The 26,272-nt window shown below is 72.0% G+C and carries 22 protein-coding genes and 1 pseudogene; 5 read left to right on the top strand and 18 right to left on the bottom strand.

Annotated features, from left to right (window positions below):
• Positions 1-33: 33 nt before the first annotated feature.
• The 6 genes from ACIQV3_RS14535 to ACIQV3_RS14560 form a co-directional block, all read right to left on the bottom strand.
• Positions 34-3,084, bottom strand: coding sequence for a helix-turn-helix transcriptional regulator (locus ACIQV3_RS14535; RefSeq protein ID WP_403712882.1), 3,051 nt, complete (start codon positions 3,082-3,084; stop codon positions 34-36).
• 81 nt (positions 3,085-3,165) lie between these two features.
• A complete protein-coding gene (locus ACIQV3_RS14540; protein ID WP_403712725.1) occupies positions 3,166-3,330 on the bottom strand; it encodes a hypothetical protein in 165 nt (54 codons plus the stop codon).
• Between the two features lie 241 nt (positions 3,331-3,571).
• Positions 3,572-4,171, bottom strand: coding sequence for a hypothetical protein (locus tag ACIQV3_RS14545; protein ID WP_403712726.1), 600 nt, complete (start codon positions 4,169-4,171; stop codon positions 3,572-3,574).
• 124 nt (positions 4,172-4,295) lie between these two features.
• Positions 4,296-4,850 (bottom strand): GNAT family N-acetyltransferase, encoded by a 555-nt coding sequence (locus ACIQV3_RS14550; RefSeq protein WP_403712727.1) that lies wholly within the window; start codon positions 4,848-4,850, stop codon positions 4,296-4,298.
• A 39-nt stretch (positions 4,851-4,889) separates the two neighbouring features.
• Positions 4,890-7,139: an MMPL family transporter gene (locus tag ACIQV3_RS14555; protein WP_403712728.1), complete on the bottom strand. Its 2,250-nt coding sequence runs from the start codon at positions 7,137-7,139 to the stop codon at positions 4,890-4,892.
• A 252-nt stretch (positions 7,140-7,391) separates the two neighbouring features.
• Positions 7,392-7,850 carry a signal peptidase I gene (locus tag ACIQV3_RS14560; RefSeq protein ID WP_403712729.1) on the bottom strand — a complete coding sequence of 153 codons (459 nt, stop codon included), beginning with the start codon at positions 7,848-7,850 and terminating at the stop codon, positions 7,392-7,394.
• Between the two features lie 54 nt (positions 7,851-7,904).
• On the opposite strand from ACIQV3_RS14560, the gene ACIQV3_RS14565 reads away from it, so the two are divergent.
• Complete coding sequence (locus tag ACIQV3_RS14565) at positions 7,905-8,726, top strand: GNAT family N-acetyltransferase (RefSeq protein ID WP_403712730.1); 822 nt, start codon at positions 7,905-7,907, stop codon at positions 8,724-8,726.
• Between the two features lie 75 nt (positions 8,727-8,801).
• Here the strand turns inward: ACIQV3_RS14565 and ACIQV3_RS14570 are convergent.
• Positions 8,802-10,097 (bottom strand): annotated as a pseudogene (locus ACIQV3_RS14570) (chloride channel protein); the annotation flags it as partial.
• Between the two features lie 84 nt (positions 10,098-10,181).
• Here ACIQV3_RS14570 and ACIQV3_RS14575 point away from each other — a divergent pair.
• Complete coding sequence (locus ACIQV3_RS14575; protein WP_403712731.1) at positions 10,182-10,700, top strand: DinB family protein; 519 nt, start codon at positions 10,182-10,184, stop codon at positions 10,698-10,700.
• Between the two features lie 51 nt (positions 10,701-10,751).
• Here ACIQV3_RS14575 and ACIQV3_RS14580 read toward each other — a convergent pair whose 3' ends face one another.
• The gene (locus ACIQV3_RS14580) at positions 10,752-11,555 is read right to left on the bottom strand and encodes an alpha/beta fold hydrolase (protein ID WP_403712732.1); all 804 of its coding nucleotides are present in this window, start codon (positions 11,553-11,555) and stop codon (positions 10,752-10,754) included.
• A gap of 199 nt (positions 11,556-11,754) precedes the next feature.
• On the opposite strand from ACIQV3_RS14580, the gene ACIQV3_RS14585 reads away from it, so the two are divergent.
• On the top strand, positions 11,755-12,525 hold the full coding sequence (locus ACIQV3_RS14585; RefSeq protein WP_403712733.1) for a Scr1 family TA system antitoxin-like transcriptional regulator: 771 nt from the start codon (positions 11,755-11,757) through the stop codon (positions 12,523-12,525).
• Positions 12,522-12,764 carry a DUF397 domain-containing protein gene (locus ACIQV3_RS14590; RefSeq protein WP_403712734.1) on the top strand — a complete coding sequence of 81 codons (243 nt, stop codon included), beginning with the start codon at positions 12,522-12,524 and terminating at the stop codon, positions 12,762-12,764. The genes ACIQV3_RS14585 and ACIQV3_RS14590 overlap by 4 nt, the downstream gene beginning before the upstream one ends.
• A gap of 28 nt (positions 12,765-12,792) precedes the next feature.
• On the opposite strand, the gene ACIQV3_RS14595 is transcribed toward ACIQV3_RS14590, so the two are convergent.
• On the bottom strand, positions 12,793-13,317 hold the full coding sequence (locus tag ACIQV3_RS14595; RefSeq protein WP_403712735.1) for a hypothetical protein: 525 nt from the start codon (positions 13,315-13,317) through the stop codon (positions 12,793-12,795).
• Between the two features lie 156 nt (positions 13,318-13,473).
• On the opposite strand from ACIQV3_RS14595, the gene ACIQV3_RS14600 reads away from it, so the two are divergent.
• Positions 13,474-15,312: a protein kinase gene (locus tag ACIQV3_RS14600; protein WP_403712736.1), complete on the top strand. Its 1,839-nt coding sequence runs from the start codon at positions 13,474-13,476 to the stop codon at positions 15,310-15,312.
• Positions 15,313-15,394: 82 nt separating this feature from the next.
• Here the strand turns inward: ACIQV3_RS14600 and gatB are convergent, their stop codons facing one another.
• The 9 genes from gatB to ACIQV3_RS14645 form a co-directional block, all read right to left on the bottom strand.
• Positions 15,395-16,903 (bottom strand): Asp-tRNA(Asn)/Glu-tRNA(Gln) amidotransferase subunit GatB, encoded by a 1,509-nt coding sequence (gene gatB, locus ACIQV3_RS14605; RefSeq protein WP_403712737.1) that lies wholly within the window; start codon positions 16,901-16,903, stop codon positions 15,395-15,397.
• A gap of 15 nt (positions 16,904-16,918) precedes the next feature.
• Positions 16,919-17,170: a hypothetical protein gene (locus ACIQV3_RS14610; protein ID WP_403712738.1), complete on the bottom strand. Its 252-nt coding sequence runs from the start codon at positions 17,168-17,170 to the stop codon at positions 16,919-16,921.
• Positions 17,167-18,678 carry an Asp-tRNA(Asn)/Glu-tRNA(Gln) amidotransferase subunit GatA gene (gene gatA, locus ACIQV3_RS14615; RefSeq protein ID WP_403712739.1) on the bottom strand — a complete coding sequence of 504 codons (1,512 nt, stop codon included), beginning with the start codon at positions 18,676-18,678 and terminating at the stop codon, positions 17,167-17,169. The genes ACIQV3_RS14610 and gatA overlap by 4 nt, the downstream gene beginning before the upstream one ends.
• Before the next feature lie 5 nt (positions 18,679-18,683).
• Positions 18,684-18,980, bottom strand: a complete 297-nt coding sequence (gene gatC, locus ACIQV3_RS14620; RefSeq protein ID WP_007266718.1) for an Asp-tRNA(Asn)/Glu-tRNA(Gln) amidotransferase subunit GatC — start codon at positions 18,978-18,980, stop codon at positions 18,684-18,686.
• A gap of 328 nt (positions 18,981-19,308) precedes the next feature.
• Positions 19,309-21,513 (bottom strand): putative bifunctional diguanylate cyclase/phosphodiesterase, encoded by a 2,205-nt coding sequence (locus tag ACIQV3_RS14625; RefSeq protein ID WP_403712740.1) that lies wholly within the window; start codon positions 21,511-21,513, stop codon positions 19,309-19,311.
• 387 nt (positions 21,514-21,900) lie between these two features.
• On the bottom strand, positions 21,901-24,111 hold the full coding sequence (ligA, locus tag ACIQV3_RS14630; protein ID WP_403712741.1) for an NAD-dependent DNA ligase LigA: 2,211 nt from the start codon (positions 24,109-24,111) through the stop codon (positions 21,901-21,903).
• Between the two features lie 31 nt (positions 24,112-24,142).
• Complete coding sequence (locus ACIQV3_RS14635) at positions 24,143-25,138, bottom strand: methionine synthase (RefSeq protein ID WP_403712742.1); 996 nt, start codon at positions 25,136-25,138, stop codon at positions 24,143-24,145.
• Positions 25,135-25,824 carry an SDR family oxidoreductase gene (locus ACIQV3_RS14640; RefSeq protein ID WP_403712743.1) on the bottom strand — a complete coding sequence of 230 codons (690 nt, stop codon included), beginning with the start codon at positions 25,822-25,824 and terminating at the stop codon, positions 25,135-25,137. Before ACIQV3_RS14640 ends, ACIQV3_RS14635 begins: the two co-directional genes overlap by 4 nt.
• 77 nt (positions 25,825-25,901) lie before the next feature.
• Positions 25,902-26,246 carry a DUF1330 domain-containing protein gene (locus ACIQV3_RS14645; protein WP_403712744.1) on the bottom strand — a complete coding sequence of 115 codons (345 nt, stop codon included), beginning with the start codon at positions 26,244-26,246 and terminating at the stop codon, positions 25,902-25,904.
• Positions 26,247-26,272: the final 26 nt, after the last annotated feature.

A 26,272-nucleotide genomic window follows, 5' to 3' on the forward strand; every position in this document is an offset into this window, starting at 1 on the left:
GTGGCATGCCCGGTGAGGCCGGGGACGTTTCGTTCAGCGCGTCCCGGCCGGCTGCTGGGTGACGGGGCCGAAGAGGCGTAGCCGGTGGGCCAGTGCCGCGGCTTCGCCCCGGCTCGCCACGCCGAGCTTCGCCAGGATGTTCGACACGTGCACGCTGGCCGTCTTCGGCGAGATGAAGAGCTCCTCGGCGATCTGGCGGTTGGTGTGGCCGGCCGCGACCAGGCGCAGCACGTCCCGTTCGCGGCTGGTCAGGCCCAGCGCCTCGACCGGGTCCGCGCCCGGAGCGAGCAGGGCCTGGGCGGCGGCGTCCACGGGGGTGAGCGGGAGCCGGGCGCGCTGAGCGAGCAGGGCCAGGTCCTCGCGGATCCTGCGGGCGCCGAGCTGCTCGGCGGTGGCGTAGGCCTCCTGGAGCAGCCCGGCGGCGGTCTCCCGGTCCCCGCCGGCGGCCAGCAGGGCCTCCACGAGCCGGTACTGGGCCCTGGCGAGCAGGTAGGGGCGCTCCAGCGGGCGTACGGCCGCTTCCACGGCCGTCCAGTCCGCGACGGTGTCCCGGGCCTCGGCACGCAGCAGCTCGGCCCTGAGGTACTCGGAGTGGGCGCTCCACACCGGGGCCGGCGTGGCCAGGTGCCGGGCCGCGGTGCGCAGCACCGTCAGCGCCTCCTCCCGGCCCGCCTCGGCGGCCGGGAGGCCGCGGGCCTCGGCTTCGGCCGAGGCGGCGGCGAGCAGCAGCGGCCAGGCGTAGCGGTGGATGCCGAGCGGGAAGCCGTGCTCGGCGACGGCGGCCACCTCGCTGCGGACATCGGCTATCCGGCCCTCCGCCGCGGCCACGCCGATCGCGAGGCGGAACAGCGGGATCCGGTGCTGGGGCTGGCCGTCGTGGGATCCGAAGTGGGTGCGGGCGGCGGTGAGCTGGCCGGCGGCCTCGGCGAGTTCGCCGCGGGCCAGGGCCAGGTAGGACAGCCGTACGACGGCGGCGGCGCGCGGGGCGGCGCTGCTGACGAGGGCCAGGGTGCGCCGAGCCTGCGTCGCGGCCTCCTCCCACCGGCCCAGGCTGTACAGGCTCTCCGCCAGGTTCCCCCGGATGTACGCCTCGGAGTCCATCAGATGGGAGTTCTTGACCAGCTCGGCGCCTTCTTCGGCCAGTTCCACGGCTTCGCGGGACCGGCCCAGGCTTTCCAGATGAGAGGTGAGGTTCACGTGCGCGCGTGCCACCAGCATCGCGAGTCCGAGTGCGGCGGCCCGGTCCTTGACCGCGTGCATCTCGGCGAGTCCGCGCTCGGGGTCCCCGGCGTCGACGAGCAGGCTGCCGACGGTGATCCGGGCGTTGAGTTCAGTGTCCTCGGCGCCGACCATCCGCGCGTACTCCACGGCGCGTTCGGCGGCGACCAGGTTGTCGGCCCCCGGTTTGTGCAGCATGCCCCAGCTCGCGGCCCGGACCAGGACGTCGGCGTGCACCTGGGACGGGGGCAGCCCACGGACGAGCTCCTGCGCCCTGGCCAGTTCCTCCCAGCCGTCGCCGCGGGCGAGGCTGGCGATCATCCGGGAGCGTTCGGTCCAGAACCAGGCGGCGCGCAGCGGGTCGTGGCCGTCCTCCAGCAGCCGCAGGGCCGTCTTGGTCAGCTTCAGAGCGCGTTCGCGCTCGCCGCCGAAGCGGGCCGCGACGGTGGCTTCGGCCAGCAGGTCGAGGCGTTGCAGCGGGGTGGTCGCCGGGTCGCAGCCGCAGGGCGGGTAGACCTCGGTGTAGTCCGCCGGGCGCAGTTCGGCGCGCACCTCCTCGGGTACGGCCTCCCAGAGGTCCATGGCCCGCTCCAGCAGGCGAAGTTGCTCGGAGTAGGCGTGCCGGCGGCGGGCGGCCACCGAGGCGGCGAGCACGGCGGGCAGGGCCTTGACGGCGTCGTTGGCGTAGTACCAGTAGGTGGCGAGGCGGATGACCCGCTCCTCCGCGCGGATCAGCGAGTCGTCCTGTTCGAGTTCCTCGGCGTAGCGGCGGTTGACGCGGGCGCGCTCGCCGGGCAGCAGGTCGTCGGAGACGGCCTCGCGGACCAGGGAGTGGCGGAAGCGGTAGCCGTCGCCGTCGGAGGTGGCGAGGAGGATGTTGGCGCCGACCGCCGAGCGCAGGGCCTCGATCAGTTCGTCCTCGGTGAGCCGGGTGACGGCCCGCAGCAGGGGGTACTCCACGGTGGAGCCGCCCTCGGCGACGATGCGCACGACGCGCTGCGCGGCGTCCGGGAGGACTTCGACGCGGACCAGCAGCAGGTCGCGCAGGGATTCGGTGAGGCCGGTGGGGCAGCCGCTGGCGCGGGAGGCGACGAGTTCCTCGACGAAGAAGGCGTTGCCGTCGGAGCGGTCGAAGACCGACTCGACGAACTCCTCGTCGGGCTGCGAGGCGAGGATCCCGGCGAGCTGGCGGCGCACTTCGGCCCGGTTGAAGCGGGACAGCTCGATGCGCTGGACGGTGCGCAGCCGGTCGAGCTCCGCGAGGAGCGGGCGCAGCGGGTGGCGGCGGTGGACGTCGTCGGCGCGGTAGGTGGCGACCACGACGAGCCGGCCGCTGCCGAGCGCGCGGAAGAGGTAGGAGAGCAGGTGCCGGGTGGAGGTGTCCGCCCAGTGCAGGTCTTCCAGGACGAGGACGACGGTGCGGTCGGCGGCGAGCCGTTCCAGCATCCGGGCCGTCAGCTCGAAGAGCCGGGCGGTGCTCTCCTCGTCGTGCGGGCCGCGCGGGGTCTCGCCCAGTTCGGGGAGGATGCGCGCGAGCTCGTCCTCCTGGCCGGCGGCGGCCGCGGCCAGTTCGCCGGGGAGCAGGCGGTGCAGGGTGCGCAGCGCGGTCGAAAACGGGGCGAAGGGAAGCCCCTCCGCCCCGATCTCCACACAGCCTCCGACGGCAACGACCGCGCCGCGGCGGTCGGCCTCGCAGAGGAACTCCTCGGTGAGGCGGGTCTTGCCGACCCCGGCCTCGCCGCCTATGAGCAGCGCCTGCGGCTCCTGGCCGGCGGCGCGCGTCAGGGCGTCGGTGAGTACGGCCAGTTCGTCGGCTCGGCCGACGAACACCGGGCTGACAGATCTGGTCTCCACGCCGCCGAGCATCGCACAGGGGCCCTGCTCGTCGGCACTGGATATCGGTGCGCTTCTCATCACGTGCCGGTTCGCACGGTCTCGCGCCGCGGGTTACGCGGCGCGGGTGAACCGGCCGCGCTGCCCTCTCACCGACCCCTCCGGTTCCTGGCTCCGGGAGTAGCGGCGGGCCTTCTTCGCTTCCCGGACCAGACGGTAGGCGTCGGCCTCGCGGATGAGGTCGTCGTGGCGGGCGGTGGCGATCTCGTACTCGAACATCTCGTGCTCCCTGGTTCGCGTTTCTCGGACACCTCGTTCGGTGTGATCCAAGATTCGCGCCCCAGGGGGTGCCGGCACATCGGGAGCATGCCGCATCTGTACGAGCCGGGGGGCCTTAGGCCGGGACCGGGGGTCCCTGAGGTGGCCTAAGGCGGTACTTAGGCGGGCCGCCGGGCACGCGCGGACGGCCCGGGCGGGCCGCCGGGAGACGGGAGACGGGAGACGGGAGACGGGAGGCGTTTTAGACGGCGGGGGCCGTCGGGAGGGCGAGGACGTACATGAACGCGAAGGCGATCACGCCGATGGCGGCGACGACGACGGCGGCCCAGGACACGGAACGCACCCAGTTGGGGAGGGTGCGGCCGGGGGCACCGAAGGCCGGACGGGCCAGCACGAAGACGGCGATGAGCAGCGCGATCGTCGACAGGACGCCGTTGGCCAGGGCGGTCATCTGCCAGGCGTTGCCGTACAGCGCCTCGATCTTGGCCTCGGTGCTGGTGGCGTTGGCGGAGCTGATCTGGCCCTTGAGGGTCTCGCGCTCGCCGATGACGCGGGAGGTCCAGCTGCCGCTGAGGGCGATCAGGCCGAGACCGGCGGCGACGATCGCGGAGGCTCCGGAGGCGACACCACTGCTCTGCTCCGCGTCGGCCGCGGCATCGAGCTCGTCGAACTCCCCGTCCTCCTCGTTGAGGTCCGGGGCGAGTCCCTCGCCCTGGGCCTCGTCGGTGGTGGTGATGTCCGCGGCGGCCGGGGCGGTCGTCTCGTCGGTGGCGGCCTTCTTCAGGTCGGCCGGGGAGTCCGCCTCGGGAGCGGTCGGGGCGGGGGTCTTGGTGGTGTCCATGCGGGGCACCGTAGGCGGCTTTTCTGAGAGGTTCCTGAGAATCCGGCCGGGCGGCGTGCGCAGCCGTGCCCCGGCCCCGCGACGGACTCGGGGCGGGGCGGCGTCGCACGGGCGCGGGGGGTGCCTACGCGGAGCGGGCCGCGGACCACTCGTGGGCGAGGAGCGCCCAGACCTCGGTGTCCTGGCGGACGCCCCGGTGCAGGTGGTTCTGGCGCAGGACGCCTTCACGGGTCATGCCGAGGCGCTCGGCCACGGCGAGGCTCTTCTTGTTGCCGGTGGCGGCGTGCCATTCGACGCGGTGCATGCCGCGCTCACCGAAGGCGTAGTCGATCAGGACCCGGCAGGCCTTGGTCACCAGGCCGCGGCCGGCCGCGGCGGGCTCCAGCCAGCAGCCGATCTCGCAGTTGCCCGTGCCCGCGTCGAACGCCGGGAAGAGCACCCCGCCCACGAGGGTGCCGTCGAGGCGGATCCCGAAGAACCGCGCGCCGTCCTCCCCCGCCGTGAGCGCGTACTTGGCCAGCAGGGCCCGGGCGGACTCCAGGTCGGAGGACCGGTCGGGGAAGCCGACGTACTGGCCGATGAACTCGCGTCCGCGTTCGATGTGGGCGAAAAACTCTTCCGCGTGCCGGGCTTCCAGCGGGAACAGCTGGGCGTCGTCGGCGAGGTCTATCGAGAACATGCGCGTTCTTCCTTGGCTATCGAGCGGCGGGTGGCCTGGTCACCGGGAGCTGGTCGCGGGCTCGGCCGCTTCCTCGCTCGTGACGGGGTCCGCGCCGGGCCGGTGCAGGGGAAGTTTCGCATGCGGACGGCGCTCGGGGGGCTCGATGCTGATCTTCGGGAGCCGGCGGTCCAGCCAGGCCGGGAGCCACCAGTTGGCTCCGCCGAGCAGGTGCATCAGGGCCGGTACCAGGAGGGTCCGCAGGACGAAGGCGTCGAGGGCGACGGCCGCGGCGAGCGCGATGCCGAACATGGCGATGAGCCGGTCTCCGCTGAGTACGAAGGCCAGGAAGACGGAGATCATGATGACGGCCGCCGAGTTGATCACCCGGCTGGTCTCGGCGAGGCCGACGCGCACCGCCCGCCTGTTGTCCCCCGTCTCCAGCCACTCCTCGTACATCCGGCTGACGAGGAAGACCTGGTAGTCCATCGACAGCCCGAAGAGCACCGAGACCATGATCACCGGGAGGAAGGGCTCGATCGGCCCGGCGCTGCCCAGCCCGAGCGGTTCGCTGCCCCAGCCCCACTGGAAGATCGCGACGACGACTCCGAAGGAGGAGGCGACGGCGGCCACGTTCATGGCGGCCGCCTTGAGCGGGATGCCGATGGAGCGGAAGGCCAGCAGCAGGAGCACGCAGCCGAGGGCGATGACCACCCCGACGAAGAGCGGCAGTTTGCCGACGATGACCTCGGCGAAGTCGTCGTACCCGGCGGTCACGCCGCCGACGTGGACCTGGAGGGAGGTGTCCTGGCCGGCGCGCGGGATGACGTCCTCGCGCAGCCTGTCGACCAGTTCGCTCGTGGCCCGGGACTGCGGGGAGGAGTCCGGTACGACGGTGACGACGGCGGTGTCGCCGCCGCGGTTGAAGACCGCAGGTCCGGCGGCGGCCACGCCCCTGGTCGTACGGAGCGACTCGGTCAGCGCCTCCACGGCGACCCGGTCGCCGACCCCGCCGAGGCGGGCGACCACGGTCAGCGGGCCGTTCATCCCCGGGCCGAAGCCCTCCGCGAGCAGGTCGTAGGCCTTGCGGGTGGTGGACGTGGCCGGGTTGTTGCCCTGGTCGGAGGTGCCGAGGTGGAGGGAGAGCGTGGGCAGCGCCAGCACCACCATGACCGCGGTGGCCACCAGGCCGAGCAGCTTCGGGTGGCGCTCGACGAAGGCCGACCAGCGGGCGGCGAAGCCGGTGACCGCTTCGGGCCGCGGGCCCTCGGCGGCGAGCTTGCGCCGCTCGCGGCGGGACAGCGCGCGCATGTCGATGTACGACAGGAGCGCGGGCAGCAGGGTCACCGAGGCGGCGACGGTCAGGACCACGGTGAGGGAGGCGGCGATGGCGACGCCGGTGAGGAAGTTCAGCCGGAGCACCAGCATGCCGAGCAGCGCGATGCAGACGGTGGCCCCGGCGAAGACCACGGCCCGGCCGGTGGTGGCGACGGCGCTCTCGGCGGCTTCCGCGACCGGCAGTCCGCGCCCCAGGCCCTTGCGGTGGCGGGTGACGATGAACAGCGCGTAGTCGATGCCCACCCCGAGGCCCACGAGGGTGCCGAGCATCGGGGCGAAGTCGGCGACCGGCATCGCGTGGCCGAGGAGGGTGATGCCGAAGTAGGCGGTGCCCACGCTGACCAGGGCGGTCGCGATGGGGAGCAGGCTGGCGGCCAGCGAGCCGAAGGCCAGGAAGAGCACCAGCGCGGCGATGGCCACGCCGATGACCTCGGCAAGGTGGGCGGAGGGGGCTTCGGTGAGGCCGATGGCGCGCCCGCCGAGCTCGACCTGGAGCCCGTCGGCCTGGGTGGTCGGGTTCCGCGCGGCGTCGACGACCGCCTTCGCCTCGCCCTTGGGCACCGAGTCGGCCTGCCGGTCGAAGGTGACCACGGCGTAGGCGGTACGCCCGTCGGGGCTGATCCGGGCCCCGCTGTCGCCGCCGGGACCGTAGGGACCGGCGACCGATCCGACACCGGGCAGCCCGGCTATGGAGTCCAGGGCCCGCGTCATGCGCTCCCGCACGGCCGGCGTCCGCACGCTCTGCCCGTCCGGGGCCCGCCACACGATGGTGTCGGTGTCGCCGCCCTGCCCGTGGAAGCCTTCCCGCAGCAGGGCGTGCGCCTTGGCGGACTCGGTGCCGGGGACCTCGTAGTCGTTGGAGAAGGCCGTCCCGGCGCCGATCGCGGCGGCGGCGGTCCCGCCGAAGGCGAGGAGCCAGATCAGGACGGTGACGAGTCGGTGCCGCATGCACCAGCGTGCGAGGGCTGACAACGGACGGGCTCCCTGGTGGTTCGGATCCTTACCGGGGAACGGCCCGTCGGAAAGAACGCGTGAACACTGAAAACTGAACGCTGGACTTCTGGAATTGTCGGTACGTGCGGGACGTGCTGTGTGTGCAGGACGTGCTGTGCGGGCGGCTGCCGCCGCTTACATGGTCTACACCTCCACGATCGCAGCGTGGCGTGATCGTTGGCGGCCTTCGTGGGCAGCGTCACAGGTGCTCGGGCAGGCGCGGGACCATGGTCACACGGGGTTCGGAACGGAGGTCCGGCCGGATGGGCCGTCGGGCTCTTCGTCCTCTTCGTCGGCGCGGTAGCCCGGCAGCGAGGGCCAGCGCACGGTGAGCACCACCGAGTCCTCCTCCGCGTACCAGGAGTGGTCGACCCCGCGTCCCCACACGACGTAGTCCCCCTGTTCTGCCAGTACGACGCTCCGGCCGGGGAACTCCAGCCGGAACCGGCCGCTGACCAGTACCTGCAACGCCGTACGGGACTCCCCGCGCACCCAGCTCGCCCGCTCCTCGCCCTGGGGGTGGACGCCCCACTTGATCTCCACGTCCTCACTGTGGCGGGGATCGCCGGGCTGCTTGAAGTGCCCCAGCAGCCAGCCCCGGTCGACGGCGGCGTCGGGGGCGGCCTTGCCGGTGTAGACGGCGGGGTGCGCGGAGGGGGTGGGGTGCGTGGGGTGCGTGGGATCGCTCACGGCGGTGAGGTTAATGCAGTTGTCGGACCCGTCGGCGGCTGGTGAGCTGGCCCGATGACGATGGATGCAGAGGACTTGCGAGAAGTGCGCGCCGAGTTCGACTCCGTGATGCGCAGGGACGCCCGGCCGGACACCAGTGACGCGCGCGTGGAACGGGCGGGCCCGGTCGTACGGCAGATCGCGCCCGGCACCGGAGGGAACTCGGTGCTCTGGTCGGACCTGGACGAGCACACCGCGGACGCGGCGATCGCGGAGCAGGTGGCGTTCTTCACCGCGCTCGCCGCTCGGGGCGAGATCCCGTCGGCGGAGTTCGAGTGGAAGCTGTACGGCCACGACCGCCCCGCCGACCTCGGCGACCGGCTGCGCGCCGCCGGCTTCGTGGCGGAGCCCGAGGAAACCCTGCTGGTGGCGCGGGTGGCGGAGCTCGCCGCCCTGTCGGTGGAGCCGCCGGAGGGCATCACGCTGCGGGTGGTGACCGACGAGGTCGGGGTGGACCTGATGATGGAGGCCCACCGCCGGGCCTTCGGCTCGGACCGCCCGCGCATCAGGGACCTGATGCTGAACCTGCTCAGGGACGAGCCGGACACGATCGAAGCCGTCGTCGCGATGGCGGGCGACACCCCGGTGAGCGCGGCCCGGATGGAAATGCGCCCGGGGAGCCCCTTCGCGGGCCTGTGGGGCGGTGGCACGGTCCCGCAATGGCGGGGCCGCGGGATCTACCGCCTCCTGGTGGCCCACCGCGCCCGTGTGGCGGCGGACCGGGGCATCCGCTACCTCCAGGTCGACGCCTCGCAGGACAGCCGGCCGATCCTGGAACGGCTGGGCTTCGGCGTGATGGGCGTGACGGTGCCTTGGATCTGGGAGGCGAAGGAGTAGACGGGCGAAGGAGTAGACGAGGCCCTCTTACGCCCTCGGCTCGATCCTCTACGCCGTCTACGCCGTCTACGCCGCCAGCACGATCCCCCTGCGCGTCAGCTTCAGCGTGTACACCGTGTCCCTGCTGAGCAGGCGGCTCACGCCCGTCGCCAGGGCCACCGCCAGCATGAAGGGGGCGATCAGGGTGTACTCCCCGGTGAGCTCCACCATGATGACCACCGCCGTGATCGGGGCACGTGCGCTGCCCGCGAAGACCGCTGCCATGCCGACCAGCGCGAAGGCGGGGGCGTCGGCCGGGGAGGTCACCAGGCCGAAGGCGGCGCCGAGGGTGGCTCCGATGAAGAGGGACGGGGCGAAGACCCCGCCCGAGCCGCCGATGCCCATCGTGGTGCTCGTCGCCAGGATCTTGCCCAGCATCAGGAGCAGCAGCAGGCCCAGGGCGTACTTCCCGTGGACCGCGCCCTCCAGCACGGGGTAGCCGACTCCGTACATCTGGGGCAGCGCCAGCAGGATCAGCCCGAGCAGCAGCCCGCCCACCGCCGGGCGCAGCCATTCCGGGCCGCGCCACAGCCGGTCGCACAGGTCCTCGGCCACGTAGAGGAAGCGCGTGAAGCCGATCCCGACGGTTCCCGCGAGGACTCCGAGGGCGGCGAAGAGCAGGTACTGCCCGGGGTGGCCCACGTGCATCGCCTCCAGGACCAGGAACGGCCTGTCGCCGAAGACCGCGCGGGCGAGGGCGCAGGCGGTGACGGAGGCGAGGGCGAGGTACCCGAAGGTGCGGGTGGTCCAGCGGTGGAGGATGAGTTCCATCGCGAACACCACGCCGGCGAGCGGTGCGTTGAAGGTGGCCGCGATGCCGCCGGCCGCTCCGCAGGCGAGGAGCAGTGTGGTGTGCTCCTCGTCGGACTTCAGCAGGCGTCCGAGGGTGGAGCCGAGTGCCGCGCCGATCTGGACGATGGGGCCCTCGCGGCCGACGGAGCCGCCGCCGCCGATGCAGAGGGCGGAGGCGAGGGATTTGACGGCGGCGACGCGGCCCTTGATCTTCCCGCCGTTGTGGGCGACGGCCAGCATGACCTCGGGGCCCCCGTGCCCCCGGGCCTCGCGGGCGTAGCGGTGGACGAGCGGGCCGTAGACGAGGCCGGCGACGACGGGGGCGAGCAGGACGAAGTACGGGCCGAGGAACCGTGCGCCGGGGTGGGCGGCGTGGCCGGTGCCCGCGTAGTCGGCGTGGCCGGACAGGAGCTCCGTCGCCCCGATCACCATCCACCGGAAGAGCACGGCTCCGACGCCCGCTCCGATGCCGATGAGCAGCACGGGTCCGAGGGCCTTCACGTGGGGGATATGGGTGATGCGGGTACGACATGGCGGCATATGTTCACTTTAGGAACAAAAAACGGAACGCAGTAGGGGCGAACGCCTTCCACCCCCCGGGACCAACGGGGCAAGATCTCTGCCATGGCCGCAACAGAATCCGCCCACCGCACCGCCCCTCCCCTCACCGGGGGCGAGCGCGAGACGCTCCGCGCGTACCTCGACTTCCACCGCGCCACCCTCGCCTGGAAGTGCGAGGGCCTCACCGACGAGGAACTGCGCCGCCAGGCGTCCCCGCCCTCCACGCTGTCCCTGCTCGGACTCGTGCGGCACATGGCGGAGGTGGAACGGCACTGGTTCCGGCGCACCTTCGGCGGGGCGGACGTCCCCCACCTGTGGTCGGACACCCACGACTTCCAGGCCGCCTACGACGCCTCCGGCTCGACCCGCGCCGAGGCCTTCGGGGCCTGGCGTGCGGAGGTCGAGCACTCCCGCGCGGTGGAGGAGGCCGCCGAGTCCCTGGAGGTGACGGTCCGGGTCGAGAAGTGGGAGGAGGACGCCTCGCTGCGCCTGCTCATGCTGCACATGATCCACGAGTACGCCCGCCACAACGGCCACGCGGACTTCCTCCGCGAGGCCATCGACGGCACCACGGGCGCCTGAGGCCGGCCGGCCCGACCGGGCTCGGGTGGGCGGCCGGCCTCGGGCGGCCACTCACCCGCGATCCGTCGGCAGCCCCGCCAGGTATCCGGTGACCAGCTCCGCCCACTCCCCCGGGTTTTCGACGAACGGCAGGTGCCCGGTGGCCAGTTCCGCCCACCGGGCGCCCGGCAGCGAGTCCGCCAGCTCCCGCTGAACCTCCAGCGGTACGAGGGGGTCGGCGGTGGTCGCGATGACGAGCGCGGGTACGTCGATCCGCGCGAGGTCGGCCCGCAGGTCGGCCCCCTTCACCAGGGCGGCGTGATCCCCGCCTCCGGGCGGGTAGGATGCCGCGGTGGCCCGTACGGCCTCCTCCACCTGCTCACCTGTCATCCCTTTCAGCACCTGCGGGCTGAGGGAGAGCGGGACGAGGAGCCGGGCGAGCAGTTCGCCGTCCCCGCGACGGGCCAGTTCGGCCCAGAGGTCAGTGATGAGGCCGAGCCGGTGACCGGCGCGGGCGAAGCTCGCCGTGAGCACGAGCGCGGTGACCCGCTGCGGGTACCGGGCGGCGATGCGCACGGCGACGTTCCCGCCGAGGGAGTAGCCGAGGACGGCGAACCGCTCCAGCCCCTCGGCGTCGGCGGCGGCGACCAACTGGTCGGCCAGCTCGTCCAGTTCCAGCGGCTCCGTGGCACGCGGGGTCCCTCCCGTACCCGGATAGTCCACGCCCACGACACTGTGACCCTCGGCCAGGGCATCGAGGATCGCACCGAAGTTCGACTCGACCGAACCCCCTCCACCGTGGGCGAGGAGCAGGCCGGGGCCACCGCTCTCCTTGCGGACGGTACGGGCATAGGCGCTGGTCAGTGCGGTGATCATGAGATCCCCCTAGTTTCCGTAGCGGTCGCTACAGAAAGAACCGTACACGCTTTAGCTAGCGATCGCTACAGAACTCTGGATTTTGTACGGGTGCCGTACGGGTCGACGGCGCGTCAGCTCCGCCCCACCCGGGGATGTCGCAGTCATGGCAGACGACAACAGGCCCCAAAGGAACGTCTCGTGGCGAGTCCTGGGCACCATGGCCGCACATTTCCGCAAGCAGGCGGGCTACACCCAGGCGACCCTCGCCGAGTACCTGCACACCGACCCCGAGACCATCGCCTCCATGGAGCAGGGCCGCCGGCTCCTCCAGCCGCGCATGGCGGCCACGCTCGACGAACTGTTCGGCACGGGCGGGCTGTTGAGCAGCTCGCTCGCGAAGATCCCGAAGCGGGAGCGGTACCCGGCGTTCGCGATCGACTTCATCACGCACGAGCGGGATGCGGAGAGCCTGTTCTCGTACCAGAACTCGGTGATCCCGGGACTGCTCCAGACCCCGGAGTACGCGGCGGCCGTCTTCGGCTCCCTATATCCGCCGCTCACTCCCGAGGAAATCGAAGTACAGACGGCCACCCGTCTGGGCCGACAGTCCATGCTGGCCCGCAAGCCATGGCCGCCGATGATGCACTTCATCCTGGAGCAGGCCATCCTCGAACGCCCCATCGGAGGAGCTGACGTCCTTCGGTCCCAGCTCCGCCACCTGCGAGAGATGGCCGAACTCCCCTACCTCGGCCTCCAGATCATGGCCACCGGGCGCGAGACGCACGCGGCCCTCGACGGCCCGATGGTGCTGCTGGAAACGGGCGACCACGACCAGCTCGCGTACATCGAAGGGCAGGGCGTGAGCTTCCTGTTGGACGACCCAGAGGAGGTCCATCCGCTGACTCTCAAATATGGGATCCTGCGGAACCAGGCGCTGTCCATGGAGGACAGCAAGCGCCTGCTGGACGACCTGCTAGGAGAGTCATGACGACCCACGCACTGACCTGGTTCAAGTCGAGCTACAGCGGCAGCGAGGGCGGCAACTGCCTCGAAGTCGCCTACCACTGGCGGAAGTCCAGCTACAGCGGCAGCGAGGGCGGCGACTGCGTCGAGGTCGCCGCCCACACCGCCGCCGTGCACGTCCGCGACTCCAAGGTCACCGAGGGCCCGGTGCTGACCGTGGCCCCCGCCGCCTGGGCCGCCTTCGTCGGCGATGCCACCCGCTGACCGCTGACCGCTCGGAGTACGGCGGGCCTCAGCCCCCGTCCGGCACTCCGAGGTCGGCCCTCATGGCCGCCCGCATCACCCGGAGCGAACCCCAGATGCCCTGCTGGGCCTCCGCCGCCGCCTCCATCGACTCCCCCGGGGCCGGCTCGCCCCGCTCCAGGCGCTTCACCTGTCCGTATACGTCCGTCAGGGCGTGGTTGACCACCGTCGCGGGCGTGAGGACCGGGCCGGGGGCGATCATCTGCGCCTCGGAGTACTGGTCGCGGAAGGCGTCCTTCGCGGCGTCGAGCACGGTCCGGTCGGCGTCCTCGACCTGGCGTTCCCGCATGGTGTGCAGGTGCCGGTTGAGGGCGGTGGTGAACTGCCGGGCGTCCCGGTTGAGGCCCGCGTAGCAGGTGCGCCGCAGCAGCAGGTTCTCGCGTACCGCGTCGTGACCGTGCACGAGCTCGATCTCGCGGCGCTTCGCGCGCGTCGCGCCCAGCTGGGTGAGCAGCGTGCCGCCCAGTGTGCCCGCAACACCCACCGCGGCGATGACCATCGAACCGATCTCCACCGGCCCCCCTCCCCGAGTCCGTTTTCCCCGCGCACAGTCTGCCGGACCTCCTGCCCGGAAGGTCTCGATGGGGGTGCGAGTTCCGATTTCCATTGACCCCGCCAACCGCACCACGGGAAACTGTGCGTCCATCAAATACTGTGCGCTGGGGGGAAATTGACCAGCCAGAATCTGCACATCGGGCCGGACGCGGCAGCGGACCGCTACCGCTTGCTCCGGTCCATCGGGCGCGGCGGGGAGGCCGTGCTCTATCTCGCGGAGATCGAGCTCGCGGGAGGATCCGAGCCCGTCGTCGTGAAGGTGCTCGACTCCAAGACCACGATCACCCCGGACCTCTTCGACCGGATCAGCCAGAAGTGGAACGAGCAGGCGGAACTGCTGCGCTTCGTCCACCGGCCGGGCGTCGTGGGCGTACGGGAGCATTTCGAGGGCCCGCCGATCCACCGGCCCGGGGAGTCCTCGACGCTGACCGGGCGGGCCCTGGTGCTGGTCATGAACCACGTCGACGGACTCGACCTGCGCGACTGGCGGGCCGAGCGGACCCTCGCCACGGCCGCCGAGCGGCGCGAAGTGATGCGCACGCTGGAGCAGTTGGCCGACGTACTGGACTGGCTCCACTCGGGGAAGGCCACCCCCTCCGGGCGCCAGGTGATCCACGGCGACCTGTCCCCCGGCAACGTCATGGTCGACGCGCACGGGCAGGCCACCCTGGTGGACTTCGGCCTCAGCAAGCTGACCGCCGACCACCAGACGGCGGAGGTGTGGTTCACCCAGGGCTACGCGGCGCCGGAGGTCTTCGAGGGGAAGCGCACCCCGGGCGCGGACCGGTACGCCTTCGGGGCCCTCGCGTACTTCCTGCTGAGCGGGGAGTCCCCGCCCCCGACGCCCGAGCTGCTGGCACACGCCATGCTCCGGCTGCCGCAGTTCGCGGTGCTGGACGCGGAGCAGCGGGAGCGGATCGCCTCCATCTACGCCGCGGAGCCGCTGAGGCGTCCGCTGAACCTGGCGGGCTGGATGAAGGGCATCCGCCGCGCGGTGGTGTCCACGACCAGCTCCACCTCGCAGCGGGTGGTCCAGGACGCGGTGCCGATGCCGGCCGCGCCCCCGGCCACTCCCCTGGTCCCGGCGGCGGCCCCGCCGAAGCCGGTGGCCCCGCCGCAGCAGCCGTCCGCCCCGGCGGCGACGGCCCCGACGACGGCTCCGACCGTCCCGGCGAGCCCCCCGGCGCAGCCGGCGTACACCCCGCCGCCGCCGGTCCAGGCGAGCGTGCCCGACGGGTACGGTCCCGCGCCCGCGGCCGTGTCCCGTACGGAACCGCTCCCCGAGCCGCCGCCGCCCCCGCGCAAGAAGCGGCGTACCGGGCTGGTGCTCGGGGCAGTGCTCACCGTGCTGCTGGTGGCCGCGGGCACGGTAGTCGGCATGAAGGTGCTCGGAGACAAGAAGGACGCGGACGACTCGAACACGGCGTCCGGCGGGGACAAGGCCGCCTCGTCCCCAGCCGTGACGCCGACCGCTTCAGCGGATCCCACCGCCAGTGATTCCGCTCCCGAGAGCTCCGCCACTCCGTCGGGCTCGACGAGCCCCTCGGCTCCGGGGGTGCCGAAGGACACCAACGTCGCCGATCTGACACTGCTGTCGTCGGTCGGACAGGACAACGACTTCGAGGTCGGCTCCGCCAAGTTGAACACGCGGGAGTACGGGGCCGCCCTCCTCGGCAGCTGCTACTACGGTGCGACCGCCGAGTACGACGTGAACCGCGCCTGGTCCACGCTGGAGTTCACTGCGGGCATGGACGACGGCTCGACCATGGAACAGGCCCGAATCAGTATCTCCGTGGACGATCAGCCCGCGCTCTTCTCGGAGGTGGTCCACCTGGGCAAGCCGGTCACCAAGTCCTTGGACATCAAGGGGGCCCTACGCCTGCGGCTGAGGGTGGAGACGGGCTGCAAGGACACCGGCCACGCCGTCATCGCCGCTCCCCAGCTCAAGCGGTAGCCCCGCCGGGCCCGCACGCAGGCGGCCCCGCACCGGAGATCCGGTGCGGGGCCGCCTGCGTGCGGGGTGGGTACTACTCCAACTACTCCGAGACGCCCAGGCGCTCCAGGATGAGCTCCTTGACGCGGGCCGCGTCGGCCTGGCCGCGGGTGGTCTTCATGACCGCTCCGACCAGCGCGCCGACGGCGGCGATCTTGCCGCCGCGGATCTTGTCGGCGATGCCCGCGTTGCCCGCGATGGCCTCGTCCACGGCCGCGCCGAGCGCGCCCTCGTCCGAGACGACCTTCAGGCCGCGCTTCTCGACGACCTCGTCCGGGGTGCCCTCGCCGGCGAGGACGCCTTCGAGGACCTGGCGGGCCAGCTTGTCGTTGAGCTCGCCGGCCGCCACCAGGGCCGCTACGCGCGCGACCTGGACGGGGGTGATGGGCAGCTCGTCGACGACGACGCCCTGCTCGTTGGCGTTGCGCGCCAGCTCGCCCATCCACCACTTGCGGGCGGCGGCCGAGTCGGCGCCGGCCTCGATGGTGGCGACGATGGAGTCCACCGCGCCCGCGTTGAGGATCGACTGCATGTCGTGCTCGGTGACGCCCCACTCCTGGAGGAGGCGGTTGCGGCGCACGCGCGGCATCTCCGGCAGACCGGAGCGCAGCTCCTCGACCCAGGTGCGGGCCGGGGCGATCGGGACCAGGTCGGGCTCCGGGAAGTACCGGTAGTCCTCGGCGTTGTCCTTGATGCGGCCGGCCGTGGTGGAGCCGTCCTCCTCGTGGAAGTGCCGGGTCTCCTGCACGATCGAGCCGCCGGAGGAGAGCACCGCCGCGTGGCGCTGGATCTCGAAGCGGGCCGCGCGCTCGACGGAGCGCAGCGAGTTGACGTTCTTCGTCTCGCTGCGGGTGCCCATGGGCACCTCGGGGCTGGTGCGCAGCGACAGGTTGACGTCGCAGCGCATCTGGCCCTTGTCCATGCGGGCCTCGGAGACGCCGAGCGCCTTGATGACCTCGCGCAGCTCGGCGACGTACGCCTTGGCCACCTCGGGGGCGCGCTCGCCGGCACCCTCGATCGGCTTGGTGACGATCTCGATGAGGGGGATGCCGGCGCGGTTGTAGTCCAGCAGCGAGTGGGACGCGCCGTGGATGCGGCCGGTGGCGCCACCGACGTGCAGCGACTTGCCGGTGTCCTCCTCCATGTGGGCGCGCTCGATCTCCACGCGGAAGATCTCGCCGTCCTCCAGCTGGACGTCGAGGAAGCCGTTGAAGGCGATCGGCTCGTCGTACTGGGAGGTCTGGAAGTTCTTCGGCATGTCCGGGTAGAAGTAGTTCTTCCGGGCGAAGCGGCACCACTCGGCGATCTCGCAGTTCAGCGCGAGACCGATCTTGATGGCGGACTCGATGCCGATCTCGTTGACGACCGGCAGCGCGCCGGGCAGGCCGAGACAGACCGGGCAGGTCTGCGAGTTGGGCTCGGCTCCCAGCTCGGTCGAGCAGCCGCAGAACATCTTGGTCTTCGTGCCGAGCTCGACATGGACCTCGAGGCCCATGACGGGGTCGTACGACGCGAGGGCGTCCTCGTACGACAGCAGTTCAATGGCAGTCACAGTGGAAATTCCCTCTCAGCCCAGCAGGACGTCGTCGTCGCCGAGACGCTTCAGCTCGCGGTACAGGATCGCGAGGCCGGTGACGACGGCGGCGGCGGACACGACGGCGTCGATCAGCTTCAGCGTGTCGTTCTCGGTGCGGGCCTTCCTGGCCTGCTTGACCACGCTGAGGGCACCGAAAGCGGTGGTGCCGATCGACAGGTACGTACCGGACTTGGACTTCCTGAAGCCCTTGGCCTTGGACAGCGCACTCGTGTTGGAACTCACAGCGACGGAGCCTCCTCAAGCAGCGGGTGACCCCAGCGCTCGACGAAGGCGGCCTCGACGGCGGCACCGACCTTGTACAGCCGGTCGTCCTTCATCGCCGGGGCGATGATCTGGAGCCCGACCGGCAGACCGTCCTCCGGAGCCAGGCCGCAGGGCAGCGACATGGCGGAGTTGCCGGCCAGGTTGGTCGGGATGGTGCACAAGTCCGCGAGGTACATCGCCAGCGGGTCGTCGGTGCGCTCACCGATGGCGAAGGCGGTCGTGGGCGTGGTCGGGGAGACGATCACGTCGACCTGCTCGAAGGCCTTCTCGAAGTCCCGCGTGATGAGCGTGCGGACCTTCTGGGCGGAGCCGTAGTACGCGTCGTAGTAGCCGGAGCTGAGCGCGTAGGTACCGAGGATGATGCGGCGCTTGACCTCGTCGCCGAAACCGGCTTCGCGGGTCAGCGCGGTGACGTCCTCGGCGGACTTGGTGCCGTCGTCGCCGACGCGCAGGCCGTAGCGCATGGCGTCGAAGCGGGCCAGGTTCGAGGAGCACTCGGAGGGCGCGATCAGGTAGTACGCGGCCATCGCGAGGTCGAAGGACGGGCAGTCCAGCTCCACGATCTCGGCGCCGAGCTCGCCCAGGAGGGCGACGGACTCGGTGAACCGCTGGACGACGCCGGCCTGGTAGCCCTCGCCGGCGAACTGCTTGACGACACCGACGCGCATGCCGGCGACGGAACCGTTGCGGGCCGCCTCGACGACCGGCGGGACCGGGGCGTCGATGGACGTGGAGTCCATCGGGTCGTGGCCGGCGATGACCTCGTGCAGGAGGGCCGCGTCCAGGACCGTACGGGCGCAGGGGCCGCCCTGGTCGAGGGAGGAGGAGAAGGCCACCATGCCGTAGCGGGAGACGCCGCCGTAGGTGGGCTTCACGCCGACGGTGCCGGTGAGGGCGGCGGGCTGGCGGATGGAACCGCCGGTGTCCGTGCCGATGGCCAGCGGCGCCTGGAAGGCGGCCAGCGCGGCCGCGGAGCCGCCGCCGGAGCCGCCGGGGACCCGGGTGAGGTCCCAGGGGTTGCCGGTGGGCCCGTAGGCGCTGTTCTCGGTGGAGGACCCCATGGCGAACTCGTCCATGTTGGTCTTGCCGAGGATGACGACGTCGGCTTCCTTCAGCTTGCGCGTCAGGGTGGCGTCGTACGGCGGGATCCAGCCTTCGAGGATCTTCGAACCCACGGTCGTCGGGATCCCGACGGTGGTGAAGATGTCCTTGAGGGCGAGCGGGACGCCGGCCAGCGGGCCGAGCTTCTCGCCGCGCCCGCGCTTGGCGTCGACGGCCGCGGCCTGGGCCAGGGCACCCTCGCGGTCGACGTGCAGGAAGGCGTTGATCTTCTCGTCGGTCGCGCCGATGCGGGCCAGGTGGGCCTCGGTGACCTCGACGGCCGTGAGCTCGCCGGAGGCGATCTTCTCGGCGGTCTGTGCGGCCGTGAGCCTGATGATGTCGATGGTGCTGTTGATGTCAGCCATGGTGATTAGTCCTCCCCCAGGATCTGCGGCACCTTGAAACGCTGCTGCTCCTGGGCGGGAGCGCCGGAAAGCGCCTGCTCGGGGGTGAGCGACGGACGGACCTCGTCCGCGCGCATGACGTTCGTCAGCGGCAGCGGGTGGGAGGTCGGCGGGACGTCTTGGTCGGCGACCTCGGAAACGCGGGCGACCGCGCCGATGATGTCGTCGAGCTGTCCAGCGAAGTGGTCGAGCTCTTCGCTCTTCAGCTCCAGACGTGCCAGCCGAGCGAGGTGGGCGACCTCCTCGCGCGTGATGCCAGGCATGCAGCGATCCTCTGGGGGTTCGGGTGTGTAGGTTTCGGCCCAATCCTATGGGGCCCCGCCCCCGCCCGGCGCCCCGGTTTCCCCCGGGGCGGTACGAAGCCTTCGCGCGGGCCGGTTTCCGCTCCGCGGCGGGGCCGCCTGCGGCGGCTTGTACGGAGCCCCGAGCCCGTGCCCGGCTGCCGGGCGGCCGCTGCGCGGGGCGAAGTCCCCTACCCGCCCTTCCACCGTTCCCCGGGCTGCGCCCGGACCCCCGGGGGCTCCGGGGGCCGGCCCCGGGAACGGCGGGTCCCCCGGCGCGGGGCGGTACCGCGCCGGTGCCTCCACTACCTCATGGCGTCTGGGATGCCGCCGCCGCGGCGGCGGTCTCCGCCGCGAGCTCCGCCGTGATGTCCGCCGGCCGCCGCCAGCCGCGCTCGCCGCGGGCCAGCAGCCATGCCGTGGCCTCCTGCGGAGGCATCGCGGCGGCGACCAGCCAGCCCTGGACCGCGTCGCAGCCCAGGTCCCGGAGCCGCTCCCACGTCTCGTCGTCCTCGACGCCCTCCGCGACGACCAGCAGGCCGAGGGAGTGGGCGAGGTCGACCGTGCAGCGGACGATCTCCGCGTCCTGGGCGTCCACGGCGAGTCGCGCCACGAACGACCGGTCGATCTTCAGTTCGCTGACGGGCAGCCGCCGCAGGTGGACGAGCGAGGAGTAGCCCGTGCCGAAGTCGTCCAGGGACATCTTGACGCCGTGGCCGGTCAGCCCCGCCATCGTGTCGGCGGCCCGCTGCGGGTCCTCCAGCAGGACGTGTTCCGTTATTTCCAGCTGGAGCCCGCTCGCCGGGACCCCGTGCCGGGCGAGGCGCGCGGCCACGGCGCCCGCGAAGCCGGGGGTGTGGACGTCGCGCGGCGACACGTTGACGGCGACCGGGACCTTGAGGCCCTGGGCCCGCCACCGGGCGACCTGCGCGAGCGCGGTCTCCAGTACGTATTCCGTCAGGTGCGGCATCAGGCCGGAGGTCTCGGCGATCGCGATGAACTCGTCCGGGGGGACCCGCCCGCGCTCCGGGTGCACCCAGCGCACCAGTGCTTCGAGCCCGGCCACCTTGCCGTCGAAGCAGACCTTCGGCTGGTAGTGCAGTTCCACATCGCCCGCGTCCAGCGCCCTGCGCAGGTCGCCCAGCAGGCCGAGCCGGTCGGGGGTGTTGCTGTCGCGCTTGGACTCGTAGACCTCGACTCCGGTCCGGTCCCGCTTCGCCTGGTACATGGCGACGTCGGCGCGGCGCAGCAGTCCCTCCGCGTCCAGCGCGTGGTCGGGGAAGACGGCGAGGCCGGCGCTGGCCTCCAGGACCAGGGTCAGGCCGTCCAGGTCGAGGGGGGAGCTGAGTTCGGCGACGAGGTTGCGGGCGATCCGCTGGGCGCTGGTGGTGGAGTCGGCGACGGGCAGGAGGACGGCGAACTCGTCGCCGCCGAGCCGGGCCGCCTCGGCGTCCGGGGGCAGGGCCTGGCGCAGCCGGTCCGCTATCTGGAGGAGGAGGCGGTCTCCGGCGAGGTGGCCGAGGGTGTCGTTGACGGCACGGAAACGGTCCAGGTCGATCAGGACCAGCGCCGCGCGGTTGCCGGAACGTTCGGCCTGGTCGAGGGCGCTCCGGGCGCGCTCCAGCAGCCACTGGCGGTTCGGGAGTCCGGTGAGCGGGTCCCGCAACTGCTCTTCGGCGCGGGCGCGGGCGATCCACAGGGTGGAGTCCAGGGCGATCAGCGGTACGGCGAACAGCGGCAGCAGCACCGGCTGCGATTCGGCGACCACGCAGATCAGCGGGGCGATGCCGAGGAGCGCGACGGCGACCAGCGCCTGGCGCAGCAGCGCGGTACGGGCGACCGTGGGCAGTCCCCCGCCGCTCGGGGCGAGGGCGAGCCACAGCAGGACGCGGGTGACGAGCAGGTAGGCGAGGGCGACCAGGATGACCTCGGGGACCGCGTCGAGCTCCCAGCCGGTGGGCAGCCACGGGGCCTCGACGGAGGGCGACTCGCCGAACGCGGCGAGGACGAGGGCGCCCGCGCCGATGCCGAGGACGTCGGTGGCTCCGTGCAGCAGGCCCTGGCGCCAGCGGTGCCTGCGGGCGGCGCCGACGAGGGAGACCACGGCGAGGGAGACCAGGCCTGCGGGGACCCATCCGTAGAGGATGAGGACGCCGAGGGTGAGGGCAGCGCCCGATCCGGTGCCGCCCCACCACCGGTCGCGGCCGAGGGCGACGAGGTGGCCGACGATGATGCCGGTGAGCAGGGCGAGCGCCCAGCCGACCGGGCCGCCGGGGAACAGGGCGTGACGGCTGGTCAGTGCGGTGACGATGCCGACGCCGAGCACGACGGCGGCGAGACCGACGATGGCGAGGGGCAGCACGGTGCCGCGATCCGGCCGGCCCGCGCCCACGCCGGTGTCGAGCGGTCGTGATTGCGGTGTCCTGGAACCCAGGACACCGAGCCGGCCCGTCCGCATGGACGGGAAGTCCCCGCCGAAATCTGGTGACGGGTCGGCGCTTTCGGTGGGTTTCATGCCCGTCCCTCTCACAGCCGGCGATGCCGATGCCACGCGATGGCCCCGATGCCGTGCCATCACGGCTGGAAACGCGTCAAGCAGCCGTGCACGACAGGCGCACCCCTCAACAGTAGGACGCGGGAGGCGCCCAGGGGCAGCGGTCGGCGGCGGTTGCCCGAATACGACCCAGCCATCCTCATCAGTACGGTATCCGCCGAACGGGTGAGTTTGGACCAGGCCCACCGGCCGCCCGTCCGATGATCCGACAGGTCCCGGGCCCGCCACCAGCCTTGTACCGGCCTCTCGGGGAGCCGGTACCGGCCGTGGCCCCACCGGTGCCACCGCCGGCCGCGCCCGGCGCGCGCCCGCTCGTACGGCCGCACGCCACGCATCCGTTCGCCTTCGCTACTCCGCTCCGGCGTCGCCGTCCACCGGGAGCGCGGCCGCGCGCGCCGCGTCGGGGCCCTCCTCCAGCAGGACGGCGAATCCGGCGTCGTCGAGGATGGAGAGCTTCAACTGCACGGCCTTGTCGTACTTCGATCCGGGGTTGTCGCCGACCACGACGAAGGAGGTCTTCTTCGAGACGGATCCGGTCACCTTGGCGCCGCGGCTCTGCAGGGCCTCCTTGGCGCCGTCCCGCGTGTGGCTCTGCAAAGTCCCGGTGACCACGACGGTCAGCCCCTCCAGCGGGCGCGGCCCCTCGTCCTCCCCGGAACCCTCCTCCTCCATCCGGACGCCGGCCGCCCGCCACTTGCGCAGGATCTCCTGGTGCCAGTCGACGGCGAACCACTCCTTGAGGGAAGCGGCGATGATCGCGCCGACCCCGTCGGTGGCGGCCAGTTCCTCCTCCGTCGCCTGCTCGATCCGCTCGATGGAGCGGAACTCGCGGGCCAGCGCCTCCGCCGCGACCGGGCCGACGTGCCGGATCGAGAGGCCGTTGATGATGCGGGCGAGCGGACGGTCCTTGGCGGCGGCGATGTTCTCCAGCATCGACAGGGCGTTCTTCTTCGGCTCGCCCTTCTGGTTGGCGAAGACCGTGACGATCTTCTCCTCGCCGGTCTTCGGGTCCCGCTTGGGCAGGCCGCTGTCCGGGTCGAGCACGTACGCCTTGATGGGCAGGAGCTGCTCGATGGTGAGGTCGAAGAGATCGCCCTCGTCCCGCAGCGGCGGCTCGGCCGGCTCCAGCGGGTGGGTGAGCGCGGCCGCCGCCACCGCGCCGAAGTTCTCGATGTCCAGACACTGGCGGCCACCGAGGTAGAAGAGCCGCTCGCGCAACTGCGCGGGACACGTCTGCCCGTTGGGGCAGCGCAGGTCGATGTCGCCCTCCTTCATCGGCCGCAGCGGCGTCCCGCACTCCGGGCACTCGGCGGGCATGACGAACTCCCGCTCGCTGCCGTCCCGCAGGTCGACCACCGGCCCGAGGATCTCGGGGATGACGTCGCCGGCCTTGCGCAGCACGACGGTGTCCCCGATGAGCACGCCCTTGGCCTTGACGACCTCCTGGTTGTGCAGGGTCGCGAACTCCACCTCGGAGCCCGCCACCGTCACCGGCTCCACCTGCGCGTACGGGGTCACGCGCCCGGTGCGGCCCACGCCGACCTTGATGTCGATCAGCTTGGAGTTGACCTCCTCGGGCGCGTACTTCCAGGCGATGGCCCAGCGCGGGGCGCGCGCGGTCGAGCCGAGCCTGCCCTGGAGGGAAATCTCGTCGAGCTTGACGACGACGCCGTCGATCTCGTGCTCCACCGAGTGGCGGTTCTCGCCGAAGTACACGATGAAGTCGCGGACCTCGGCGAGCGTGGAGACCACCTTGTTGTGCTGGGCGGTGGGCAGGCCCCACTCGTGCAGCAACTCGTAGGCCTGCGACTGGTTCTCGATCTCGAAGCCCTCGCGGGCGCCGATGCCGTGCACGACCATGTGCAGCGGACGGCTCGCGGTGACCTTCGGGTCCTTCTGGCGCAGCGAACCGGCCGCCGCGTTGCGCGGGTTCGCGAAGGGCTTGCCCTCGGCCTCGACGAGCCGGGCGTTGAGCTCCTCGAACTTCTCCATCGGGAAGTAGACCTCGCCGCGGATCTCGACCAGGGCGGGGATCCGGTCGCCCTTCAGCCGGTCGGGGATGTCGGCGATGGTGCGGACGTTGGGCGTGATGTCCTCGCCCGTGCGGCCGTCGCCGCGGGTGGCGGCGCGGGTCAGACGGCCGTTCTCGTAAGTGAGGTTGACGGCGAGGCCGTCCACCTTCAGCTCGCACAGATAGTGGTAGTCGGAGGTGCCCGCGTCCCGGGCCACGCGCTCGGCCCAGGCCGCCAGCTCCTCGTCGTCGAAGGCGTTGTCGAGGGAGAGCATCCGCTCGCGGTGCTCCACGGAGGCGAAGTCCGTCTCGTACGCCCCGGCCACCTTCTGGGTGGGCGAATCGGGCGTGCGCAGCTCCGGGTACTGCTCCTCCAGCGCTTCCAGCGAGCGCAGCAGCTTGTCGAACTCGGCGTCGCTGACGACCGGCTGGTCGTTCACGTAGTACCGGAAGCGGTGCTCCTCGACCTGCTCGGCGATCAGCGCGTGCTGCTCGCGCAGTTCCGCCGGTACGGCCGAATCGCTGCCCTGCTTCTGTTCGGCTGCCATGCCGTGTCCTCCCGTGACCCGTCTCGATCCATCACTCAGGGTTGTCGGCGAGCGACCTCGCCGCCCTGACGCAGTGCGCCTGAACCGCCCGTGCGTAGGCGGGCGAAGCGCCCGCCAGACCGCACGAAGGGGTGACCACGACGGACTCCGCCAGAGTCCCCGGGGTCAGCCCCAGCCTGCGCCAGAGCTTCCTGACACCCATGACGCTACCGCCCGGGTCCGACAACGGGCCGTCGGTCCCCGGCACCACTCCGGCGAAGAGTTTCATGCCGGCTTCGACCGCTTCCCCGATGGCGTCATCCTCGCGCTCGGTGAGCAAGGAGAAATCGAACGACACGCCCGAGACCCCGGCGCGCCGCAGCAGTCCGAAGGGCACCTCGGGGGCGCAGGAGTGGACGATGACCTCTCCGTCGTGGACGGCGAACAGCTCGCGCAGCGTCCCCTCGACGACCTGCCGGTCGACGGCGCGGTACGTGCGGTAGCCGCTGGCGGAGCGCACCCGGCCGAGCAGGACGGCGGTGAGCGAGGGCTCGTCGTACTGGAGGACGATCTCGGCGCCGGGGATCCGCTTGCGGACGTCGGCCAGGTGCTCGCGCACCCCCTCCGCGAGGGACCCGGCCAGGTCCCGGCAGGCGCCCGGGTCCTGGAGGACGGCCTCGCCGCCGTGCAGCTCGAGGGAGGAGGCCAGCGTCCACGGCCCGACGGCCTGGACCTTGAGCCGGCCCTCGTACCCCTGGGTGAACTCCTCCAGGGCGTCCAGGTCCTCGCCGAGCCAGGAGCGGGCCCGCTTGCTGTCGCGGCCGGGGCGGTCGCTGATCCGCCAGCCGCTGGGCTCGACGTGCGCGTACATGTCCACGAGCAGCCCGAGGGACCGGCCGATCATGTCCGAGCCGGGGCCCCGGGCGGGCAGCTCGGCGAGGTACGGGAACTCCTCGAAGGAGCCGGTGACGGTCTTGGCGGCCTCGCGGGCGTCGCCGCCGGGGAGCGAGCCGATCCCGGTGGCTCCGCCGGTGCGGCTCGCGCTCATCGGCCGGGCCTGACGGTGAGGTCGCTGACCACGGCGTCGCGGGGCAGGTCGACGGCCATCACGATGGTGGTCGCGACGGACTCGGCGTCGATCCAGTCGGCGGCGTCGTAGGCCTCGCCCTCCTGCGAGCGGACCTTGGCCTGCATGGGGGTGGCGGTGCGGCCGGGGTAGACGGAGGTGACGCGGATGCCGTTCTCCTTCTCCTCCGCACGGAGCGAGTCGGCCAGCGCCTTCAGCCCGTGCTTGGAGGCGGCGTAGGCGCTCCATTCGGCGTGGGCGGCGAGTCCGGCGCCGGAGTTCACGAAGACGATGGTGGCGTGCGAGGCCCGCAGGGTGGGCAGCAGCAGCCGGGTGACCTCGGCGGGGGCGATGAGGTTGACGTTGAGCTGCTGGTGCCAGGTCTTGGGGCGCAGCTCCCCCACCGGGCCGAGGTCCACGATGCCGGCGATGTGCAGGAGCGAGTCGATCCGCTCCGGGATCGCCTGCTTGGAGAAGGCCCACGACAGCCGGTCGGGGTCGGCGAGGTCTCCGACGAGCGCGCTCGATCCGGGGTACCGGTCGGTGAGCTGCCGGGCGCGGGCGGCGTCGCGGGCGAGGAGGACGAGGTCGTCGCCGCGGGCGTGCAGCCGCGCCGCGACGGCGGCACCGATGCCGGAGCCGGCGCCGGTGATGAGATGAGTAGGCATGCCGCCATGCTCGCACCCCGGCCCGGCCGCCCGGCCCCACCCGCCCCGAACCCCGGCGGGGGCGTCCCGGCGATCGGCTACAGCCCCGCCGCCTCGCGGAGGGCCGCCGCGGTCTTCGAGGCGTCGTAGTCCGCGGGGACGCCGTCGACGAGGATGATGTCGCCCGCGATGTGATCGGCGCGCAGCGGGATCAGGGCCTGGTACGGGGCGGAGGCGTACCAGGCGCGGGCCCCCTCCAGGTCGGGGAAGGCGATCATGACGATCGTGCCGGGCCAGCTGCCCTCCACGACCTCCACTTCGCGGCCGTGGACGAGGAAGCGGCCCTCGAAGGGGTCCATGGTGGCCTGGATCTCCTCGATGTAGCGGAGGATGTCCTCGTTCATGGTCTCGGGGCGTATGTGGGCGATGGCGTAGGCGGTCATCTCCGGCCTCTTCTTCCGTACGGGAT

Origin of the sequence: Streptomyces sp. NPDC099050 (assembly GCF_044759865.1) — a bacterium.
GTDB lineage: Bacteria > Actinomycetota > Actinomycetes > Streptomycetales > Streptomycetaceae > Streptomyces.

Excerpts from the sequence above, each read along its gene's own strand:
- ACIQV3_RS14535 (WP_403712882.1), bottom strand. The coding sequence starts at position 3,084 with ATGCTCGGCGGCGTGGAGACCAGATCTGTCAGCCCGGTGTTCGTCGGC.
- ACIQV3_RS14540 (WP_403712725.1), bottom strand. The coding sequence starts at position 3,330 with ATGTTCGAGTACGAGATCGCCACCGCCCGCCACGACGACCTCATCCGC.
- ACIQV3_RS14545 (WP_403712726.1), bottom strand. The coding sequence starts at position 4,171 with ATGGACACCACCAAGACCCCCGCCCCGACCGCTCCCGAGGCGGACTCC.
- ACIQV3_RS14550 (WP_403712727.1), bottom strand. The coding sequence starts at position 4,850 with ATGTTCTCGATAGACCTCGCCGACGACGCCCAGCTGTTCCCGCTGGAA.
- ACIQV3_RS14565 (WP_403712730.1), top strand. The coding sequence starts at position 7,905 with ATGACGATGGATGCAGAGGACTTGCGAGAAGTGCGCGCCGAGTTCGAC.
- ACIQV3_RS14575 (WP_403712731.1), top strand. The coding sequence starts at position 10,182 with ATGGCCGCAACAGAATCCGCCCACCGCACCGCCCCTCCCCTCACCGGG.
- ACIQV3_RS14580 (WP_403712732.1), bottom strand. The coding sequence starts at position 11,555 with ATGATCACCGCACTGACCAGCGCCTATGCCCGTACCGTCCGCAAGGAG.
- ACIQV3_RS14585 (WP_403712733.1), top strand. The coding sequence starts at position 11,755 with ATGGCCGCACATTTCCGCAAGCAGGCGGGCTACACCCAGGCGACCCTC.
- ACIQV3_RS14590 (WP_403712734.1), top strand. The coding sequence starts at position 12,522 with ATGACGACCCACGCACTGACCTGGTTCAAGTCGAGCTACAGCGGCAGC.
- gatA (WP_403712739.1), bottom strand. The coding sequence starts at position 18,678 with ATGGCTGACATCAACAGCACCATCGACATCATCAGGCTCACGGCCGCA.
- gatC (WP_007266718.1), bottom strand. The coding sequence starts at position 18,980 with ATGCCTGGCATCACGCGCGAGGAGGTCGCCCACCTCGCTCGGCTGGCA.
- ACIQV3_RS14625 (WP_403712740.1), bottom strand. The coding sequence starts at position 21,513 with ATGAAACCCACCGAAAGCGCCGACCCGTCACCAGATTTCGGCGGGGAC.
- ligA (WP_403712741.1), bottom strand. The coding sequence starts at position 24,111 with ATGGCAGCCGAACAGAAGCAGGGCAGCGATTCGGCCGTACCGGCGGAA.
- ACIQV3_RS14635 (WP_403712742.1), bottom strand. The coding sequence starts at position 25,138 with ATGAGCGCGAGCCGCACCGGCGGAGCCACCGGGATCGGCTCGCTCCCC.
- ACIQV3_RS14640 (WP_403712743.1), bottom strand. The coding sequence starts at position 25,824 with ATGCCTACTCATCTCATCACCGGCGCCGGCTCCGGCATCGGTGCCGCC.
- ACIQV3_RS14645 (WP_403712744.1), bottom strand. The coding sequence starts at position 26,246 with ATGACCGCCTACGCCATCGCCCACATACGCCCCGAGACCATGAACGAG.